General features: G+C 28.6%; 20 protein-coding genes and 1 tRNA gene. 6 read left to right on the top strand and 15 right to left on the bottom strand.

Translation table 11 applies throughout. From position 1 onward, the window contains the following. Positions 1 to 8: 8 nt before the first annotated feature. From gatC to CS884_RS03355, 8 genes are all read right to left on the bottom strand, one after another. Positions 9 to 287, bottom strand: coding sequence for an Asp-tRNA(Asn)/Glu-tRNA(Gln) amidotransferase subunit GatC (gene gatC / locus CS884_RS03390; RefSeq protein ID WP_099320662.1), 279 nt, complete (start codon positions 285 to 287; stop codon positions 9 to 11). 1 nt (position 288) lies between these two features. Beyond that, a complete protein-coding gene (gene ligA / locus CS884_RS03385; RefSeq protein ID WP_099320661.1) occupies positions 289 to 2,289 on the bottom strand; it encodes an NAD-dependent DNA ligase LigA in 2,001 nt (666 codons plus the stop codon). A 1-nt stretch (position 2,290) separates the two neighbouring features. After that, complete coding sequence (locus tag CS884_RS03380; RefSeq protein ID WP_099320660.1) at positions 2,291 to 4,486, bottom strand: ATP-dependent helicase; 2,196 nt, start codon at positions 4,484 to 4,486, stop codon at positions 2,291 to 2,293. 109 nt (positions 4,487 to 4,595) lie between these two features. Further along, positions 4,596 to 4,919: a YerC/YecD family TrpR-related protein gene (locus CS884_RS03375; protein WP_099320659.1), complete on the bottom strand. Its 324-nt coding sequence runs from the start codon at positions 4,917 to 4,919 to the stop codon at positions 4,596 to 4,598. 99 nt (positions 4,920 to 5,018) lie between these two features. Beyond that, the gene (locus CS884_RS03370; RefSeq protein ID WP_099320658.1) at positions 5,019 to 6,674 is read right to left on the bottom strand and encodes a formate--tetrahydrofolate ligase; all 1,656 of its coding nucleotides are present in this window, start codon (positions 6,672 to 6,674) and stop codon (positions 5,019 to 5,021) included. Between the two features lie 5 nt (positions 6,675 to 6,679). Next, on the bottom strand, positions 6,680 to 7,324 hold the full coding sequence (locus CS884_RS03365; protein WP_099320657.1) for a type 1 glutamine amidotransferase: 645 nt from the start codon (positions 7,322 to 7,324) through the stop codon (positions 6,680 to 6,682). Further along, the gene (locus CS884_RS03360) at positions 7,321 to 8,649 is read right to left on the bottom strand and encodes a Mur ligase family protein (RefSeq protein WP_099320656.1); all 1,329 of its coding nucleotides are present in this window, start codon (positions 8,647 to 8,649) and stop codon (positions 7,321 to 7,323) included. Before CS884_RS03360 ends, CS884_RS03365 begins: the two co-directional genes overlap by 4 nt. Before the next feature lie 38 nt (positions 8,650 to 8,687). After that, positions 8,688 to 8,957, bottom strand: a complete 270-nt coding sequence (locus CS884_RS03355) for an acylphosphatase (RefSeq protein ID WP_099320655.1) — start codon at positions 8,955 to 8,957, stop codon at positions 8,688 to 8,690. Positions 8,958 to 9,048: 91 nt separating this feature from the next. On the opposite strand from CS884_RS03355, the gene CS884_RS03350 reads away from it, so the two are divergent. Together CS884_RS03350 and CS884_RS03345 are read left to right on the top strand one after the other, a co-directional pair. After that, a complete protein-coding gene (locus tag CS884_RS03350) occupies positions 9,049 to 11,604 on the top strand; it encodes a heavy metal translocating P-type ATPase (RefSeq protein ID WP_099320654.1) in 2,556 nt (851 codons plus the stop codon). Beyond that, entirely contained in the window at positions 11,604 to 11,879 is a 276-nt protein-coding gene (locus CS884_RS03345; RefSeq protein ID WP_099320653.1) for a metal-sensing transcriptional repressor, read from the top strand. The genes CS884_RS03350 and CS884_RS03345 overlap by 1 nt, the downstream gene beginning before the upstream one ends. Positions 11,880 to 11,953: 74 nt before the next feature. Here CS884_RS03345 and CS884_RS03340 read toward each other — a convergent pair whose 3' ends face one another. Continuing rightward, on the bottom strand, positions 11,954 to 12,448 hold the full coding sequence (locus CS884_RS03340; RefSeq protein ID WP_099320652.1) for a QueT transporter family protein: 495 nt from the start codon (positions 12,446 to 12,448) through the stop codon (positions 11,954 to 11,956). 117 nt (positions 12,449 to 12,565) lie between these two features. On the opposite strand from CS884_RS03340, the gene CS884_RS03335 reads away from it, so the two are divergent. After that, positions 12,566 to 13,462 carry a C39 family peptidase gene (locus CS884_RS03335; protein WP_099320651.1) on the top strand — a complete coding sequence of 299 codons (897 nt, stop codon included), beginning with the start codon at positions 12,566 to 12,568 and terminating at the stop codon, positions 13,460 to 13,462. Positions 13,463 to 13,508: 46 nt separating this feature from the next. Further along, positions 13,509 to 13,584: transfer RNA gene (locus tag CS884_RS03330), tRNA-Lys, on the top strand. 103 nt (positions 13,585 to 13,687) lie between these two features. Here the strand turns inward: CS884_RS03330 and CS884_RS03325 are convergent. The 6 genes from CS884_RS03325 to CS884_RS03300 are packed head-to-tail and all read right to left on the bottom strand — an operon-like array spanning position 13,688 to position 19,126. After that, the gene (locus CS884_RS03325) at positions 13,688 to 14,173 is read right to left on the bottom strand and encodes an ATPase (protein ID WP_099320650.1); all 486 of its coding nucleotides are present in this window, start codon (positions 14,171 to 14,173) and stop codon (positions 13,688 to 13,690) included. A gap of 9 nt (positions 14,174 to 14,182) precedes the next feature. Further along, entirely contained in the window at positions 14,183 to 14,665 is a 483-nt protein-coding gene (gene coaD, locus CS884_RS03320) for a pantetheine-phosphate adenylyltransferase (protein WP_099320649.1), read from the bottom strand. Further along, complete coding sequence (rsmD, locus tag CS884_RS03315; protein WP_099320648.1) at positions 14,662 to 15,204, bottom strand: 16S rRNA (guanine(966)-N(2))-methyltransferase RsmD; 543 nt, start codon at positions 15,202 to 15,204, stop codon at positions 14,662 to 14,664. Before rsmD ends, coaD begins: the two co-directional genes overlap by 4 nt. Continuing rightward, entirely contained in the window at positions 15,204 to 17,192 is a 1,989-nt protein-coding gene (locus tag CS884_RS03310) for an ATP-dependent DNA helicase RecG (protein WP_099320647.1), read from the bottom strand. The genes rsmD and CS884_RS03310 overlap by 1 nt, the downstream gene beginning before the upstream one ends. Next, positions 17,192 to 18,766 (bottom strand): DAK2 domain-containing protein, encoded by a 1,575-nt coding sequence (locus CS884_RS03305; RefSeq protein WP_099320646.1) that lies wholly within the window; start codon positions 18,764 to 18,766, stop codon positions 17,192 to 17,194. The genes CS884_RS03310 and CS884_RS03305 overlap by 1 nt, the downstream gene beginning before the upstream one ends. Before the next feature lie 6 nt (positions 18,767 to 18,772). Then, entirely contained in the window at positions 18,773 to 19,126 is a 354-nt protein-coding gene (locus CS884_RS03300) for an Asp23/Gls24 family envelope stress response protein (protein ID WP_099320645.1), read from the bottom strand. Positions 19,127 to 19,406: 280 nt separating this feature from the next. Between CS884_RS03300 and CS884_RS03295 the strand changes: the two genes are divergently transcribed. Continuing rightward, positions 19,407 to 20,333, top strand: a complete 927-nt coding sequence (locus CS884_RS03295) for a (Fe-S)-binding protein (protein ID WP_099320644.1) — start codon at positions 19,407 to 19,409, stop codon at positions 20,331 to 20,333. A 14-nt stretch (positions 20,334 to 20,347) separates the two neighbouring features. Next, positions 20,348 to 21,508: a sulfurtransferase gene (locus CS884_RS03290; protein ID WP_099320643.1), complete on the top strand. Its 1,161-nt coding sequence runs from the start codon at positions 20,348 to 20,350 to the stop codon at positions 21,506 to 21,508. Positions 21,509 to 21,555: the final 47 nt, after the last annotated feature.

Here is a 21,555-nt window from a genome sequence, read left to right as displayed (position 1 = left end):
AAAAACTCCTATAATTTCCAATCCAATCTGAAATAACCAAATTCAGTATCTTTAGCATTTTTTAGGGCCTCTTCTCTTTTTATTGATCCTTCTACTTCATCATCTCTAAAAATTGCCTTATGGTTAAAAATTTCTTCAGTTATTTCAACACCATCAGTATCAATATCAAAAATATCTTCAACAAAATCCAATACTTTATTAAATTTGTAGGTCAAAACATCAATATCTTTACCTTCGAGGCTAAGATTTGAAAGATTGTATATTTTTTCTACTTCTTTTTGATTCATCTTACTTCCCTTCTAACTTTTCTAAAAAGTCATATAATTTTTTATCTTCATAAATTTCAGCAGAAAATTTTTTTGCTTTATCAAGCTTAGATCCTGGCTTTAGGCCACAGATAAGGACATCTGTGTTCTTTGATACAGATCCTGTTACCTTTCCACCATTATCTTCTATCAATTCTTTAATCTGATCTCTATTATAATTTTCAACAGTACCTGTAATAACAAAAGTTAAACCTTCAAGAGATTTATTAGTGTTTTTATTATTTTCTCTATTTATTATTATTCCCTTTGATAGCAATAAGTCTAAGGATTCTTTAATCTCATCATCTTTGAAAAATTTAACGATTTCTTTTGCAGTAATTTCTCCAATATCATTAACTTCTTGTAATTGTTCAATATTTGCAGCTCTTAAATTATCTAATGTTTTAAATTTCTCTGCTAAATCTTTTGCACTTCTTTCGCCAACATTAGGTATTCCAATTGCATAAATAAAATTGCTAAGATTTGTATTTTTGCTTTTTTCTATTGCGTCAAGTAAATTTCTAGTTTTTTTATCGGCAAATCTATCCAAATTTATTAGATCGTCGTAGGTTAGGTCATAAAGATCATAAATTTCTTTTATCCCCAATTCATCCATCAATTGACCGATAGTTTTTTCTGATAAACCTTCAATATCCATGGCATTTCTTGATGCAAAATGCTGCATTCTTGCCAATAATTGTGGGGTACAAGAAATAGAATTAGGACAAACAATGTGAACATTTCCTTCGATTAGTTCTGTGTGGCAATATGGACAATATTTTGGTTTTTCAATTTCTATTGTTCCTTCTTGATTTTCATCAACTACTCCTAAAATTTCAGGAATTACATCGTTTGAACGTCTAATAAAAACTTTGGACCCGATTTTTACTTTTTTTCTTTTAATATCGTCATAATTATTAAGTGTTGCTCTTGATACGGTAACGCCAGAAAAATCAACTGGTTCTAGAATTGCAGATGGTGTAACTTTGCCAGTTCTACCTACATTCCATACTACATCTAATAAAGTTGTCGTATATTCTTCAGCTTCAAATTTAAAGGCTATTGACCATCTAGGAAATTTATTGGTATATCCTAAAACATCTTGAGTTTTTTTATCATTTATTTTTATTACAACTCCATCGGTTAATATATCCAAAGTTTCTCTTTGTTTTTCTATTATTTTTAGCTCGTCAATAATTTCTTCATAAGTTTTAACTTTTTTATGATAAGTATCTACATTAAATCCTTGTTTTTTTAGAAATTCAAGCTTTTCTTCCTCATTATTAAAATCTAACGAAGTAGTTGAAATATTATAGAAAAACGCTGTTAGATTTCTTTTTTTAGTTTCACTGGTATCTAAATTTCTTATAGCTCCAGCTGCAGCATTTCTTGCATTTTTAAGTTGAAGCTCATTATTTTTATTATACTTTTTTAATTCGGATAATGGCATTAATGCCTCACCTTGTATTTCTAAAAGAGACTTTTCTTTTATCTGAAGCGGGATAGATCTTATTGTCCTAACTTGAGCAGAAATCTCCTCGCCTTGGATTCCATTTCCTCTAGTTGCAGCATTGATAAGTTTCCCATCATTATAAGTTAGATTTATTGTTAGACCATCAAACTTATATTCCATGATAAATTCTAATGGAGGCAATTTTTGAGAATTAAGATCATTATAGGAATTTACAAGTCTTTTTGACCTATCTATCCAATTTGCTAAATCTTCATAAGATTGAGCCTTATCTTGCGAATATAATCTTGATATATGGTTATGCTTTTCAAATTTTTCTAAAATTTCTCCTCCAACTTTTTGCGTTGGCGAGTTTTCAGGTCTATAGCCACTTTCTTTTTCAAGCTTTCTTAATCTATCATAGAGCTTATCATATTCACCGTCAGAAACTAAAGGTGCATCCAAGGTGTAATAATTATAGTTTAGTTCTTCGATTTTTTTTGCAAGCTCATCTATTTCTTTTATTATATCCATTTCACACCTTATAAATTGGGGCATATTTTTGATTTAATTTTTTTAAACCTTTTTTATCAAAAGCAACGACTAATTCATTTCCGTCTTCACTTTCTTTTATTTGAACAATCATTCCCTCTCCCCATTTGGAATGCATGATTTTATCTCCAATATTATAATCTTCACTACCATCTTCTCTTACTTTTAGCTTTGTATCTAAAACAGATCTTCTGGTTTTTTCTCTCATATAATCTTCATTTGAGATTTTTTCATCTATAGTTGATGAAAAGTAAGAATATGAGTAATTTTCTAATTCCTTTATATTTGATTTTATTTCTTCAATAAATCTCGAAGGCTTATAATAAATCGGAATGCCATATGCTCTTCTTAATTTACTGCTTGTTAGGTAAAGTTTTTGGCAGGCTCTAGTAATTCCAACATAAAATAATCTTCGTTCTTCTTCTATATTTCCTTCATCGATTGATCTTTTTCCTGGAAAGAGTCCTTCATCAAGGCCTACAATAAAGACAACCTTAAACTCAAGACCCTTTGCAGCATGAATAGTCATAAGAGATATACTATCATCAATTTGTTCAGTTTTTTCCATCTCTGACATCAAACTTAAATTTTCCAAATAATCAAAAATATTATCAGCTGGGTTATTTTCTTCGTATTCACTAGCTGCAGAAATAAATTCATTGATATTGTCAATTCTCGATCTATCTTCAATTGAAAAACTAGCTTCTAGGGCTTTTATGTAGGTAGATTTTTCCAAAACTACTTTGATCAAGTCTGTTATGGTATAAGCGTAAGGATTTTCAAATAATTCCTTTAGAGGGTCATAAAATTTATTAACCAAAGTTTTCATTCTATCAGTTAAAAGTTTGTTATAATTATTATCTGTGATTAATTCTAGGATAGAAATATCATTTTCAGAAGCTATATCGCTTAGTTTTTCTACAGATTTTAATCCTATCCCTCTTTTAGGCTCGTTAATGATTCTTTTTAAGGCAAGGTCGTCTTTTGGATTTACAATAATTTTTAGATAAGAAACTAAATCTTTAATTTCCTTTCTATCATAAAATTTAAGACCTCCAACAACCTTATAATCAATCAAATTTTTCATCAAACTTTCTTCAAAAGGTCTGGATTGGGCATTAGTCCTATACAAAATTGCCATATCTTTGTAAGAATATCTCTGATTTTTAAGAGATTTTATTTCATCAACTACAAATTTGCTCTCTTCACTTTCTGTAGAAGTGTTTTTATAGATTACTTCGTCGCCCTTCTCATTTTCTGTCCAAAGATTTTTATATTTTCTTTGAACATTATTAGCTATTAGAGAATTAGCAGTATCTAAGATATTTGAAGTTGACCTATAATTTTGCTCTAATTTTATTATTTGTGCGTTTTTAAAGTCTTTCTCGAAATTTAAGATATTATTAATGTCAGCACCTCTAAAGCTATAAATAGATTGGTCAGCATCTCCAACTACAAAAACATTTTTATGAAAACCAGCAAATAACTTTATAAGCTCATACTGGCTAGCATTTGTATCCTGGTATTCATCAACAAATACATACTCAAATTTTCTTTGATAATAATCCAATGTTTCTAAATCTTTATTTAATAATTCCAATACTTTGCCAATTAAATCATCAAAATCAAGAGCATTATATTCAAACTTTCTTTTTTCATAAAGCTTATAAATATTATAAAATTCTCTATGGTATTGATAAAATTCATCCATATTAAGAAAATCTTCTGGGTCAATAGCTTTATTTTTTAAGGTTGATATAATATTTTGTGCATTTTTAGGACTTATTTCTTCTTTGTAACCTAAATCATTAATTATTTCTTTAAGAAGAGTTTTTTGATCATTGGTATCATAAATTGTAAAATTATTGGAATATCCGATTTTTTCTATATTCAATCGCAAAATTCTAGCACAAATTGAATGAAAAGTTCCAATCCATAAATTACTTGTGTCGAAATTTAGTAGCTTGTTAACTCTCTGTTTCATTTCATTTGCTGCTTTATTGGTGAAAGTTATAGCTAGTATATTTCTAGGATCGATGCTTTCATTTTCTATTAGATTAGCAATGCTAGTTGTTAGAACTCTAGTTTTGCCACTGCCAGCTCCAGCTACTACTAATAGGGGGCCTTTATTATGTAAAACTGCTTCTTTTTGTTTATCGTTTAATCCGTCAAGTATCATTGATACATCCTTCCTACCTAAATATTATACCATACAAAAAAAGGAGCCGTTGTAAATCTATAAACTATTAGTTTATTTTACAACAGATCCTTTTATTATTAAATAACAATTACTTTTCGGATTTTTTTTGTTTTTTTAGATCTTTTTCGATAAGTTTTTCAAGTACAAGATCATATCCGCTTGAACCATAATTTAAAGATCTATTTACCCTAGATATAGTAGCTGTAGATGCACCTGTTTCTTCTTCAATAACGTTGTAAGTTTTTCTAATTTTTAGTAATTTTGCAACGTGAAGTCTTTGAGCTATAGATTGGATTTCTCTAGCTGTACAAATATCTGTAAAAAAGTTATAGCATTGATCTATATCTTCTAGCATTAATATTGCTTCAAATAATTCATCAATTTGCGCATTTTTTAATTTTGATTCTGACATATTACCCCCATAAGAATATTTTTTATTATATTTGTTCTTATGGTATATTTTACTTCATTACTTTATATATTTCTACTATTAATTAATTAAATTATTATACTAAGATAAACCAACAATATTATTATTGTTATCTAATTTTATTTCATAAGCCATAGGTGATTTTGGAAGACCCGGCATTGTCAAAATATTTGCTGTGTAAGCTACTAAGAATCCAGCACCAGCGTTTATTCTCATATCTCTAATAGTAATTTTATAATCATCATCAGTTATTTTAACATTAGGATCGTCTGATAGAGAATATGGAGTTTTTGCTATACAGATTGGTAAATTTGAATAAGATAAACTTTCTATTCTTTTTATTTCTTTGTTGGCCTTATCTGTATAAACAACATCCTTTGCCCTATATATTTCTTTGCAAATAATTTCTATTTTTTCTTTAATAGATAAATTAGTATCATACAAGAATTTGAATTCATTATCTTTTTCACATAATTCTACTACATAATTAGCAAGTTCAATCGCGCCACTGCCACCATCGCTAAATACAGATGTTTCAATTGCTTTGGCATCAGCTTTTTCAGTTAATTCTTTTAATAATTTAACTTCATTGTCAGTATCGGTAGCAAATTTATTTATTGCAACAACAATATTTTTACCAAACTTTTTCATATTTTCTATATGAATTCTCAAATTTTTAAATCCAGTTTTTAAATATTCTAAATTTTCTTCTTGAAGGTCTGATAATGGCATTCCTGCGTGATATTTTAAGGATCTTATAGATGTTACAATTACAGTTGCATCTGGTTTTAATCCACCTAATCTACATTTGATATCGTTAAATTTCTCAGCCCCTAAATCTGCACCAAAACCTGCTTCTGTAACAACATAATCAGCTAATCCTAAGGCTGTTTTTGTTGCTAGCAAGGAGTTACAACCATGCGCAATATTTGCAAAAGGACCACCGTGGATAAGTGCTGGCGTATTTTCTATAGTTTGTACAAGATTTGCTTTTAAAGCTTCTTTCATAACTACTGCAACAGATCCTGTTGCTTTTATATCTTCTATAGTTACTGGATTATTTTCTATGTCATAAGCAACTATCATTTTACTTACTCTATTTGTGAAATCTTCAACACTTGTTGCTAGACACAAAACTGCCATCATTTCTGTTGCAACGGTTATATCAAATTTATCTTCTCTTGTCACACCATCAGTTCTATTTCCCAAACCAATTACTATATTTCTTAAAGCTCTATCATTAATATCTAAGCATCTTCTCCAAACTATACGTTTAGGATCGATATTTTTTTCATTTCCTTGATAAATATGGTTATCTAAAATAGCAGCTACGAGATTTACTGCACTAGTTATAGCGTGAAAGTCTCCTGTAAAGTGAAGATTTATTTCTTCCATAGGAAGAACTTGGCTATATCCTCCACCAGTTGCTCCTCCTTTTTTACCAAAGGATGGACCCATAGAAGGTTCTCTTAAAACCGTGATAGCTTTTTTGCCAATTTTATTAAGAGCCATTGATAAACCAATATTTAAGGTTGTTTTTCCTTCTCCACTTGGAGTAGGGTTTGTTGCTGTTACTAAGATTAGTTTAGAATTTTCTTTTTTTTGATTGGCGTATGATAAATCAATTTTTGCCTTGTAGTTTCCTAATTTCTCGTATTTTTCTATCCCAAGATCTTTACAAATCTCATCAATATCTTTTAGTTTAACTTCTTTTGCTATTTCTATATCTGTTTTCATTACTTCTACCTTTCTAAGATATTCAAAAATTCATTGCACAATTCATTATTTCTAGCTAAAAGCGGACCATGCAAATAAGTACCAATAGTATTTTTATAACGAAATCCCTCTGTTTTATCGATTCCATTATTGCCATTACCCTCTTCTACAATTCCAAATGGCTTTTGATTATCTGCTAAATATGTAACGCCACCATGATTTTCAAATCCATTATAGATTGAACCATTAATAGAATCTTTTATCCTAATATTACCTGTAAATCTTTTACCTTCTTCCTGATTTTTCGTATAATGATCAAATATTTTTAAGCCTTCAATTTTATTATTATAGGCATCATAATAATATTTACCTAATAATTGATAACCTCCGCAAATGGCTAAAAATAAACCTGAATTTTCAATATACCTTTGTATTGCATCTTTTTTTTCTTTTAAATCTAATTGAACAATACTTTGTTCGTAATCTTGACCACCTCCAAAAAATACAAAATCATATTTTTTCTCATCAAAAGTATCTCCAAGACTTATAATCTCAGTTTCAACTTCATAGCCTCTTTTCTTTGCTTCATGAGCAAAGGCCATTATATTTCCTACATCACCATATGTATTAAGGAGGTTCCCATAAAGATGACAGATTTTTAATTTTTTCATAATTTTAGTAACTCCCTTAATCTAAGCATTGCGGTGTAGGTTGATAAAATGTATATATTATTGGATTTTGTATTTGAAATAATATCATTAATATCATTTTCGTAATCAAATTCACTGATCTCGCCCTTAAATATTTCAGCTATTTCTAGCCTTCTTTTCATATCTTCTTTTCTTTTCCCAGATACATATACATCCTTAATATCTAAATCTTTTAGTTTCTCATAATAAGAATCGTAAATCCAGCTAACATCTGTCCCATCAGCATAATTATCGTTTAATAGACATATAAGGCTTATTGGTTCTTTTTCGAGTAGCATAAGATCTATAATTTGATTTAATCCAGTAGGGTTTTTTACAAGATTGATTATTAAATTTTTATTATAGATTTGTATATTTTCTTGTCTACCAAAAACGTTTTTTTGATTTTTTAATCCTCTATAAATTTCATCATAAGAAAGACCTAATTCTTTAGCACAACTTATTGCTGCAAGAGCATTGTAGATGTTATAAAGTCCACCAACATTTATTTCATAAAACTCATTTCCCAAGTAAAAGCTAGAATAATTTGCTTCTAATCTATCTTTTTTATCTAATTTATAAGTTATTTTAGGAGATTTAAAGTCACAATTAGGACAAGCAAAATCTCCCAAAGAAGAATAATTATTTAATTTATATTTTAATATATGCTGGCATTTAGGGCAAAGTATCCCATCAGAATTTAATTCAGGATCTAGAGAATAATCATAAGCCTCATCTTTTTTATCTCTAATTGCAAAATAGACTTTATCAAATTCATCCATTTGTGGGTAAGAGAAAATCGGCAAATCGCCATTTGCTATAATTTTTGCCTTAGGCATAATTTTTACACCAGAAATTATTTTTTTAAATATGTTATATATTTCTCCAAATCTATCCATTTGATCTCTAAAAATATTGGTAAAAACTATATAATCTGCTTTAATGTTTTTTCCAATTCGTAAAATATTGGCCTCATCGACTTCAAGCACTGCTATAGTTTCTTCATTACTTGGATTGTCTAACAAAGTAGTAATAATTCCTTGAACCATATTAGAACCAGATTCATTGGTATATACCTTATCATATTTTTCTTTTAGTATGCTTACTAGAAAATGAGTTGTCATTGTCTTTCCATTAGTACCTGTAACGAAAATAAATTTTGTATTCTTTGATAACTCATCTAGTATATTTTTATCTAACTTGTAAGCTACATAACCAGGAAGCGAGGTCGCATTATGGTTGGTAATTTTTAGACCTCCTCTTATGGCTTTAGCTATAATTTTTGTAATTTTACTTTTTAAACTCATATTTTTAATATATCATAAATTTTTATTATATCCAATGATTAATATGTAATTATAAAATCATCTTCATCGTCTACAATTTTAAGCTCATATTTTTCTACATGATCAACTCTAATAAATCTTTGATTTTCTAATTTTTCTATAAATCCATCTATAGCATTGACTTTTCCTTGAACAATGCATTCTACATCATAATTATAAAGATTTCTTACACTTCCAGTTAAATTAAGTTGATTGGCCAAAATTCTTGCTGTGTACCTAAATCCGACTCCTTGGACTCTGCCTTTAAATATCAATTTATATCGCTTCATAAAAGTATCCTCTTATTTTAGTTTTACTTGACAATTTAAAGCTTTCAAGTTCAATATTATTGACACCCCCTATGGGTGTTAAGGAGGTAATATGAAAAAGCGTTTCGACGTGAGTGGAATGTCTTGTTCAGCTTGTCAGGCCAATGTTACAAGAGCCGTTGAAAAACTTGGAGTAAACGAAGTAAATGTAAATCTCATAAGTCAAAGCATGAGTGTTGATTATAATCCAGATATGATTTCTGATGAAGATATTATTACTGCCGTTGAAAAAATTGGCTATGGCGCAAGACTAAAATCTGATGAGAATAAAATAATTACAAAAAGTCCTGAAGATAAGGAATTAGCAAAAGATGAAGATAATACAAAATTTAGATTAAAAATATCATTTTTATTTTTAATTCCTTTGATGTATGTATCTATGGGTCCCATGTTTGGACTACCACTTCCCTATTATTTAATTGGTTATAAGGGATCTTTACTTAATGCAATTGTTCAATTTTTATTGACTTTGCCAGTTCTTATAGTTAATAGAAAGTTTTTTATAAATGGATTTAAAGGATTGATTAATAGAGCTTTTAATATGGATACGCTTATAGCTTTAGGTTCCAGTTCGGCATTTATTTATGGAGTTTTTGCAATTTTAAGAATCGCCTATGGTTTTTCTTTTGGCAATGAAGAAATAATTAATCAATACATGCACAATTTATATTTTGAATCCTCAGCTATGATATTAACCCTAATTACCTTGGGAAAATATTTTGAAGCAAGATCTAAAGGACAAACTAAAGCATCTTTAGAACATTTAATAAATTTAGCACCAAAACAAGCAACAATTATTAAAGACAATGAAGAAATTATTGTTAGTGTAGATCAAATTGAAAAAGGAGACATTGTTTTAATTAAACCAGGTGACTCTATACCAGTAGATGGAAAAGTCATAGAAGGATCTTCTTTAGTTGATGAGTCTGCTATAACTGGAGAATCAATTCCTATAGCAAAAAATATAAATGACAGAGTTATTTCTGCTACTATAAATAAACAAGGTAGTTTTAAATTTATCGCAACTGAAGTTGGAGATTATACAACTCTTTCTCAAATAATTAACCTTGTTAATGAAGCTAATGAAACCAAAGCACCTATTGCAAGGATAGCCGATAAAATTGCCGCAATATTTGTACCTACTGTTATAATAATTTCGATTATTACATTTATAATTTGGAAAATATTGGGTTATAACTTTGAATTTGCTCTAAATATGATGATTTCAGTACTTGTAATTTCTTGTCCTTGTGCTTTAGGACTTGCAACGCCAATGGCAATAATGGTCGCAACTGGAAAATCCGCAGAACTTGGTCTTTTATTTAAAAATGCGGAAGCATTAGAAAATTTACACAAAGTTGATAGCATTTTACTAGATAAAACAGGAACCATTACCAATGGTAAACCTATTGTCACAGATATTGATACGATTTTAGATGAAGATGAATTTATTAAAATTGCAGCCAGCATAGAAAATTCTTCAGAACATCCATTAAGTAATGCAATAGTTTTATATGCCAAAGAGAAAAATATAGATCTTGAAAAAATTGATGACTTTTCTGCAATTTCCGGCAAGGGAATTATTGGAAAACTAAACTCCACAACTTATTATGGAGGAAATGAAAAATTGATGGTAGATAATGATATCGATCTAAATTCTTACAAAAATTTAGCTGAAAAATATTCTTCTGATGGAAAAACTGCTATGTATTTTTCTGACGACAAAAAAGTTTTAGGTATTATTGCAGTTATGGATACTCCAAAATCCACCTCAAAATTAGCCATAGAAGAGTTAAAAAAACTTTCTTATGAAGTCATTATGCTAACTGGTGATAATGAAAAAACTGCTGAAGCAATTAGAAAAAAATTATCCATAGACAAAAAATTTGCCGAAGTCTTACCTAAAGATAAGAATAAGGTTGTAAAGAATCTACAAGATTTGGGTAAAAAAGTAGCGATGGTTGGAGATGGAATAAACGATGCCCCTGCCCTAGCTAGAAGTGATATTGGAATTGCTATAGGAAATGGAACTGATGTTGCAATTGATTCTGCAGATATTGTACTGATGAGAAATTCTTTATTGGACATAGTTAATTCAATAAATCTTTCCAAAGAAACTATAAAAATTATAAAAGAAAATCTATTCTGGGCATTTTTTTACAATGTAATTTTAATCCCTGTTGCCAGTGGAATTTTATACCCAGCTTTCGGAATAAAATTAAATCCAATGTTTGCCGCTTTTGCTATGAGTATGTCTTCAATATTTGTCTGCCTTAACTCATTAAGACTTAGATCATTTAAAGCAAAATTTGAGAACCAAGAAATTATTAAAGATTCAATTGAAGAAAAATTAGAAGAAAATATAAAAGGAGAAAAATCAATGAAAGAAAACAAAAAATTAATCGTAAATGTTTATGGTATGTCATGCGAACATTGCAAAGCTAATGTAGAAAAGGCACTAAATTCTCTAGACTTTGTTGAAAAAGCAGAAGTTGATTTGAAAAATAAAATAGCAGAAGTAACTTATTCTGATTTAGCTAATGAAGAAGCAATTGAGAATGCAATAAAAGATGCAGGCTACGAATTTAAAGGAATTGACTATAAATAATGAGGGCTGATAAGGCAAAGACAATTAGAAAATTAAAAACTGTAAGCGGGCAAATTGACGGTTTGATAAAAATGATTGAAGATGATAGATATTGTATCGATATAAGTAATCAACTTATGGCTTCAATTTCAATTTTAAAAAATATTAACAAGGATATCTTAGGAGCTCATCTTGAGCATTGTGTCTATGATGCCCTTGAAAATGGCAAAAAAGATGAAAAAATAGAAAAAATAAAAGAAATTGAACAAATTATGGATAAATTAAATAAAATATAAAAAAAGCTTCCTATTTTAAACGGATTTCATAAAATTGTATTACCAAGATTATGAATCCGTTTACTAGGGAGCTTTTAAAATTCTTTAATGAAATTAATTAAGAAAGAATTTTTTTCGATTATTTTAAAAATTATAATTCCAATTATGCTAACCATAACAAATTCACTAGCCATAAATGATGCTAACATCATTATAAAGCTTGTGGAATTATCTAAAATAAAATAGGTTCCTAAAGCTGGAACAGAAGTCATTATTACTGGAAATAAAGATGCTATAAAAATATTATCTGTCTTTCTCATTAGCCTAAAAGCAATATATGAAGACAAAGTTCCAAAAATAACATCAAACCATGCCATAGGACTAAAAATATTAGCAATTGCACAGCCTAGCAAAAGACCTGGTATATACTTTTTGTTGTAGAAAACCAATAGTACCAAAATTTCTGAAAACCTAAATTGAATTGGTCCATATTGTGGCATTGGCACAACTAAAGTTAATACAGCATACAAAGCTGCTATAGCTGCGGATTTTACTAAAAAATTAGTGTCCTTAAAATAGTTATTATTCATTTTACTCTCCTTGATTTTTTTATAATGGGTGCCAAGAAACATTACCAAGTTATTATACCACAAAATTAATAAGTGTCCCCATATTGAAGCAAATTTTTTTAAGCGTAGAATATCCTTATGAAAAAGAATTTTTTATGTCTAATACTTATTATCCTAATTCTTACTTCTTGCACTGGCAAAAAAGAAAAGTTAAAAAAAGGTTTGGACAATGAAGAAAATTTGAATATTTTAACAAACATCAATGACTTAGCTATAGATACTTTCATTGCAAAGGCAAAAGATAATCCTGTAAGTAATGATAATTTAAAGACAGATTTGTCTACTAATTACAAATCAGATAATAAATCAGAACTAATTCTTAATATTAAAAAAGAAATAAATAATAATCCAAAAGCAAAATGGGTTTATGATAACTTTTATAAAATAAATGATGTTGATGCTTACTTATCTGGAAACGATTTAGATACAATAGAATTTGTCTATAACATGAATAACAACATTACTAAATTTCCTTATTCAGAAGGCGAATCACTTAAGCTAAATAGGAAAACTCCTATGTATCTTCAATGGGATAATCGCTGGGCTTATAATAAATTAGGTGATAGGAATATTGGAGTTAACGGTTGTGGTCCTACTTCTATGGCCATGATCCTTTCAAGACTAAAAGATGATCCTTCTATTACGCCAGATAAGGTAGCAGAAGATGCTAAAACCTATATGGTAGCTGAAGGAATTTCTTGGAATTTCTTTAATGACTACAAAAATAAGTATAATTACAACATAGAAAATGTAAACCTTGATGAAAATTTGATGAAGAAGGCTCTAGAAAAAGGTCCCTTACTTGTATCTGTAAAAAAGGGTTATTTTACCTTGTATGGACATTTATTTGTTATAGATTCTTATAAAGATGGTAAATTCTTAATTAATGATCCAAATAGCATAAAAAATTCAAAAAGAGAATGGTCTTTTGATGAAATAAAGGATCAGATTATACATATTTGGTCTATTTATTAACTTGACAAACACATGCTTATAATATATAATAACAAAGTATTGTTTTGCACCATTAGCTCAGTCGGTAGAGCACCTGACTCTTAATCAGGGTGTCCAGAGTTCGAGTCTCTGATGGTGCACCAATATTTTTTATTATTTAATAGTATTTTCTTATATGTTATAGTTTTCTATAACATATTTTTTTGCAAAAAAAGTAGGTAAATTACTTACCTACTTTAAATATTTTTATCTAGATTCTAATATAGATCTTCTGTTTTTTTCTAACTGACTTGCTAGTTGTGAGAAATTTTCTGATGAAGATGAGAATAATTTATCTATATACTCATAAGATTGTTGGCGAAGTTTATTTGCTTCTGTTGCAGCTTCTTGCAAAATTCTATCAGCTTCTGTTCTAGCTTGTAGCGTTATTTCATGTTCAGAAATCATTCTTTGATATTGATCTTTTGCTTGTTCTTTAAACTTTTGAATTTCTTTGTCTGCATTTTCAAGTCTTTGATTTGCAGCAGCTTCTGCTTCTCCGATTATTCTATCTTTTTCTGCTATTGTCCATTCTGCTTGTTTGATTTCTTGAGGAAGTGAGTCTTTCATCTCTGTTAAAATTTCGTAAATTTCATCTGGATCTACTGATACTTTTCTTGAAAAAGGTACTGCGCTTGCCTCATCCATTACATCTTCCATTTCATTGATCAATTGTGTTATTGTACTTGCCATTTTTTCCCCCTAGTATTTATATTTTTCTTTTAATTTTAATTCAACATTCTTACTTACAAATGGTGATATGTCACCTTTAAAACTAGCTACTTCTTTTACACCACTTGAGCTTATAAAGGAATAATTAGAATTTGCTAATAAAAAAATTGTTTCTAAGCCTTCAAATAAAGACGCATTAATCCTTGCTATATTTTTTTCATATTCATAATCTGCAACAAGCCTTAGACCTCTTGCTATTATCTTGCAATTTTCTTCTTTCGCAAAATTTACTAAAAGACCATCGAAAGATTTGATTTTAACATGACTTAAATTATTTTCTTTTATTACTTCTCTAATCATCTCTTCTCTTTCATCTAAAGTAAAAAGAGATTTTTTTTCTTCATTTATTAGAATAGCTACAACCACTTCATCAAACATATCATTTAATCTTTTTATTATATCAATATGCCCATAAGTCAGTGGATCAAAACTTCCCGGATATATTACTTTCATTTTTGGTAAATATTAACAATTTTCCTTCCATAGACTTTTTCTTTTATCAAAAAAAGCTTGTATTTTTCATCTAAGTTTAATTTTTTATCAGATTCTGTTATTACTATACCATCCTCATTTAATAATTCATAATCATTTATTAATTGAATTGAAATTTTATAATAATCTGAATCAAAAGGTGGATCTAGGTATACATAATCAAATGTTATATCATTTTCTTTATAAAATTTAAGAGCTTTTTTGAAATCCTTATTAGTTAGCATATAAGTGTTTTTGTCGAATTTATATGTATTTTCTTTTAGAATTCTAAAACTTGCTCTATCAAAATCATTAAGATAAACTTTTTTTAATCCTCTTGACAAAAATTCTATACCAATTTGACCAGAACCAGCAAACAAATCTAGGGCTGTTGATTGAGGGTTTATTGGATAAAGCATGTCAAAGATTGCTTCCTTTACTTTATTTTCTGTAGGTCTAGTTAAATTATTTTTTGGTGCTTTTAGTTTTAGACCCTTAAAATTTCCCGATACAACTCTCATTAATTTAATATAATCCTTTTATCTTCATCAAAAAACTTTTCAATTTCTGATAAATTAACATTTTCATAATTAGTTTTCTTAGTGAAATCTAGTATCTCAAAACTTTTATCGATTTCTTTTTTTGTCATAGTTAAATATTCTATTTGATCTAAATTTCTTCCATGTTGAATTGATGATAATATTTTGCCCCCACCTCTTAGGTCGTAATCTTTTCTTGCAATCTCAAATCCATCTTGACTATTAACTAAAATATTTAACTTAGAATTTTTATTAGTATCGTTGCTTACAAGATAGCAAAAAGATTCATAATTTCCCCTGCCAACTCTACCTCGAAGTTGATGAAGAGTTGAAAGTCCAAAATTAATGGCATTATAAATTACCATGGTATTTGCGTTTTTAATATCAATCCCTACTTCAATTACAGTTGTAGAAATCAAAATATCAATTTTTCCATCAGAAAAATCTTTTAGAGTTTTTTCTTTATCTGCGGCTTTCATCTCACCATGAAGTTTTTTTACTGTAAAATTTTTAAAGTACTCTTTATATCTCTTAAATAAATTTTCCAAGCTATTATTATCGCAAGAATTTATATTATTGGTTACAATATAAATTTGTCTTCCTACTTTTATATTTTCTTTAAGTTTTTCAACAAGTAATTTTTCTAAAGAAATGCTAATAACTTTTGTATTTATTGGCTTTCTTCCTTTTGGAAGTTCTGTTATCATTGAAAGATCCAAAATTTTTGCAATTTTTAAACTTAAAGTTCTAGGGATTGGAGTTGCTGTCATAGACAAATAATTTACTTTTTTTGCTTTTAAAGCTAAATCTTGTCTTTGAAAAACTCCAAATCTCTGTTGCTCATCATTAATAACAAGCTTTAAATTTTTATATTTAACATCATCTTGAATTAAGGCATGAGTTCCAATGACTATATCAATTTTTCCATTGAGCAAATCATTTTTTACCTTATCTTTATTTTTACTTGATCCTGTTAGTAACTCTAATTTTAATCCAAAAGATTCAACAAATTCTCTATTTTTTTCAAATTGTTGGATTGCTAAAACTTCTGTTGGTACCATCATAGCAGATTGATAAGAATTAATAGCAAAAACAATCATTACTATAATAGCAATAATTGTTTTGCCAGAACCTACATCTCCTATTAATAGCCTATTCATAAGTTTACTATCATTTGCATCTTCTAAAATTTCTTTTAGGGCAATTAATTGTGATCTGGTCAATTCAAAGGGGATTTTTTCTAAAATTTCATCCAAATTGTAGATCAAATTTATATCATCCTTATAATTATATTCTTTATTTAAACAATCAAGAAAAATTAATTCTTTGGTAAAATCAAGAATTTTAAGCTGAGATTTAGCTTTTAGGAGCTTTTCCTTGCTTGTAGGTTTGTGAACTTCTAGTAAATTATCATATTTACTTTCTAAGTTAAATCTATCAAGCAAGAGTTTGTCAAATATTTCTTCGCTCTTATCATAATAATCAAGTGCTTCGTTTATGAAATTCGAGATATTTTTTTGATTTAAACCTGCTGTGAGTCCATAAACGGGAATTATTGAGCCAATAGATTCATCATCAAGTTCTGCAAACATTGGATTATAGGCAAGATAAATGCCATTTTCATAATCAATTTTTGTATAGAATTTATAAGTTTTACCCACAATAAGTTTGCTAGCTGAAAATCTATCGTTAAACCAAATTATTTTAATTTTATCAAGAGAATTTTCTTCTTTAGCATAAAGATAAGTAATTAATCCATTTTTTGTCCTAATGAGCTTGGCTTTACTAGTAATTATCCATTGGAAATAATACTTAACACCAATATTGGCCTTAGAACATATGGCTTTATTTCTCCTATCTTCAAAAGAATTTGGATAATAATTGTAAAGATCAGAAATTGAATTTATATCCAATTTATTTAAAAGTTCTTTTTTCTTAGGACCAACCCCTTTAAGATCTAATAAATCCATTATTCTAAAGTTATTGTGTAATAATATACTGGCTGACCGCCATAAATTAATTCTGTATCTATGTCTTTGAATTTTTTCTCAAGTTTTTTTGCTAAGTTGTTAGCATCTTTTTTATCTATATCCTTACCATAATATATGGTCATTAAGGAGATATCATCGTATTCTTCGATAGCTTTGTTTAAAGTCTCAATTACAGATACTTCTAGTTTTCTCTCGGACTTTACAATTTTTCCATCAAGAATTCCTAGATAGTCGTCTTTTTTAATTTCAATTCCACCTACTGAGGTATCTCTTATAGAAATTGAAAATTCAGCTATATGCAAGTCTTTTATTGCTTGATTCATATTTTTGACATTTTCATTAATGTCGCTATCTTCATCAAATTCTAGCATTGCAGAAAAAGTTTCTGGTATTGATCTAGTTTCTACTACAACTGCATTTTTATCAGTGATTTGACAAGCTTGTTTTGCACTCATAATAATGTTTTTATTATTAGGGAAGATTATTATATTCTCAGCTTTAATTCTATCTAGAGAATTATATATATCTTCAGTAGAAGGATTCATAGTTTGACCGCCTGAAATAATTTCATCTATTTCCATGCTTTTTAAAATTGCATCATATCCTTCCCCTCGGCTAACAGCAATAAAACCGTATTTTTTTAGAGGTTTTTCGCTTGCTTTTTCTATCAAACTAAGATCTGCTTTTGTATTTTCTAAATCTAATTTTAATATTATTCCATCTACAGAAAGCATTTGAATAAGACCAACAGCTGAGTCAGTTCTTACTTTGATCTTTAAGATATTTTCTTCATAAGATTGGTCAATAATTTCTGCCATTGATTTAATTGAATCTATTGATTTTTGATACGAATCTTCACTAAGTGCTAATTCTGCTTTTAAAGTGTACGGCAAATCATCAGTTTTTTTATTGCTTTCACTTTTTATATTTTCTATCTGATAATCACTATTTAAGGCAGCAAAAGCCCCTTTAAGAAGAATCATCAAGCCTTGTCCACCTGAATCTACTACACCAGCTTCTTTTAGAACTGGTAATTGATTTGGCGTATTATCCAAAGCTATTTGTCCTGCTGAAATTATTTCATATAAATACTTATCTATTTCAATTTCATCAGTATAAATTTCACTTGCTTTATCAGTCATCTTTTGGCTAACAGTAAGAATAGTTCCTTCTGTTGGCTTCATAACTGCTTTATATGCAGTTTTATTAGCAAGATTAAATATTTCTTTAATATCGGAAACTTTGATTAACGTTTTGTCTTTAGTTGCTTTGGATAAGCCTCTTACAAGTTGTGATAAAATTACACCGGAATTACCACGAGCTCCCATTAAAGTTCCTTGAGATAAGGCTTTAGTTATATCAGCTACATTATTAGTATTGATCTCGTTAGCTCTATCAACTCCAGATCTCATTGTCATAGTCATATTTGTCCCAGTATCACCGTCTGGTACTGGAAAAACATTTAATTCATTTACTAATTCTTTATTTTCATTTAACAATTCATAAGCCCCAACAATCATTTGCTGAAGTTTATTTGCATCAATTTCTCTCATATTCACCTACTTACCAATTCCTTGGACTAAAATATTAACTGAATTTACTCTAACATTTAAGGATTTTTCTACTTTGTATTTTACATTGTCTATAATATTTTGACTTACTACTGGTATTCTAATACCATATAAAATAAATATTGAAACATAAATATCTATGGTGCCATTATCACGTTTATAAATTTCTACACCCTTGTTCATATTTTCAAGTCTTAAAAGTTCGTAGATATCATCTTTGGTTGATCTACTAGCAAGACCAACGACACCATAAGATTGCATCACTGTTGCTGCAATAATATTTGATATTACTGAATCATCAATAGTTACTTTTCCATAATTATTAACATATTTAACTGGCATATCTTCCTCCATTGATTTTTGGAATGTTATATCATATCTATTATACTATAACAAATGTTAATATTATACCATAAATTGAAATAAATATTAAAATTGACAAAAAATAAATTTATGATATATTGCAAGTATATATGTAAGATAGCTTCATATTTGCAAATGCAATAAGTACACTATGAAATATTTATACATATATAAAATAAATTAACCACAATTCTAAGATAGCCTTTTAGCTTTAGTACACACTTAGAATTAGCAAAATTATTATTGATAAGGATTTTAAATGGATTACCTTAAAAACGTAGAAGATAATTGCATAGAATGTGGACTTTGTACTAAAAATTGTACGTTCTTAGAAAAATATTCCATAAATCTAAAAGATTTTATAAAAAGAGAAGATTTAGCATTTTCATGCTTTGAATGCAACAAGTGTCAAAGTGTATGTCCTAAAGACTTAAATGGAAAATATGTATCTGAACTTTTGAGGAAAAAGAATCCTAAATATAAATTTATAAAAATAACTAAAGATTTCTACCCCTATAGAAATTTAGCTAGAAAAAATAAATATTCAAAAGATTTGTTATATTTAGGCTGTAATTTTCCAGCATTTTATCCTGAAACTTCAAGGAAATTAGTAGAGATATTTAGTTCTAAAGACTTTGATTTTTCAATAGATTGTTGTAGAAAACCTGTTGCAAGTACAGGTTTTGATGTAACAACAAGTAAAAGTTTAGAAAAGCAAATTAGAGATAAGGATATAAAAAGAATAGTAACAGCTTGCCCTAATTGCTACCATTTTTTAAAAAACAAATACATGGCAGATGTAATATCTATTTTTCAGTGGCTTGAAGAGTACGATTATATTAACGATATAAATGAACCTATAAATATTTTCTTCCCCTGTTCAGATAGATATAATCGAGAAATCTTCGAAGTTATTAAAAAGCACGCTCCAAAATGGAATGACAAATTTACATCTACTAATTGTTGTGGTGCAGGAGGTCTTGCAAGCAAGTGCGAAAGTAAGCTTGCAAATGATATGATATCTTCAATAAAAGATGATGAGATTTACACATATTGTGCAACTTGCTCAATGAATTTTTCTAAATATAACAAGGTTCACCACCTAATTTCTGCTTTTTTAGGAATGGATGAAGAAGTTAATAATAACTTCTTTAAAAATGCGGTCAAAGGAAAATTCTTATCTTAAATTAGAGGTAAGAAATGTTTAAATTAAACAAATTAACAAAAAAAATTAGCTTTTCATTATTTGCTATCTTGATAAGCTTATCTTTTGCTTCCTGCCAAAGTAAAAATGAAAATTCCGATACAAAGGCTAATAACGAGGCAAGTGAAGAAGTAAAAAGCGATAATGAAAAAGAAGTTAGTAAAACAAACACTGATGCTGACAAAGAGGATCAAGACAAAGTTGATTCTAAAGAGGAAGCTAAACCAGTCGGTGATTGTTGTAGTCCAATAAGCAAGGAAATTTTTGTTACTGCCGATTATCTAAAGGATGTAATTGATGGTAAAAACGATATAAAAGATTATGTCATAGCTGAAGTTACTTGGGGTGAGGACGATGCAAGTCCTGATTATCTTAAAAATCACATTCCAGGAGCTATCCACATAAATACTGATACTGTGGAAGAAGGTCCTGTTTGGAATTTTAAAAGTGATGAAGAAATTGTAAAGTCAATCCTTAATTATGGAATAGATAAAGATACAACAGTATTTTTATATGGACCTAATTCTGGTGTTGCAAGAGTTGCTTTGGCTTATCTTATAGAAGGTGTCGAAAACATTAAAATTATCGACGGCGGTATAAAAGCTTGGATGGATAAAGGTTATGAAACTGAAAGCAAAGCTAACAAAGCAGTTGCAAAAACTGATTTTAAAGGCGAATATCCTGCTCATCCTGATTTGATAGTTAGTCTAGAACAAGCTAAAAAAGATATAGAAAGTAAAGACGAAAATAAGCAATATATAACAACAAGAACCTATGAAGAATATATTGGCGAAACTAGTGGTTATACTTATATTCCAAAAGCAGGAGAACTTCCAGGTGCAATTTATGGCCATGATGAAGCTGATTATAAGAATGCAGATGGAACATATATTAGCTATGATGACATGGTTGAAATGTTGAAAAAAGAAGGTGTTCACCTATCAAAAGAAATGATATTTTACTGTGGAACTGGTTGGAGAGCTGCTATTCCTCTATTAAAATTCTATGAAAAAGGATTTAATGTAAAGCTATTTGATGGCGGATGGAACGAATGGCAAATGCATGATGAACTTCCAGTTCAATTAGGCGATCCAAAAACTGATGTTAAGATGACTACAGTTGGCGAATTATCAAATGATAAAGCAAAAAAAGAATAAAATTATTACAATCAATATAATACAGAGTATTGGACTATTAGGAATTT

This window comes from Anaerococcus sp. Marseille-P3625 (genome assembly GCF_900232825.1).
Taxonomy (GTDB): domain Bacteria; phylum Bacillota; class Clostridia; order Tissierellales; family Peptoniphilaceae; genus Anaerococcus.
Note: the sequence above shows the minus strand (reverse complement) of the source record. Positions and strands in the feature narration are given on the sequence as shown.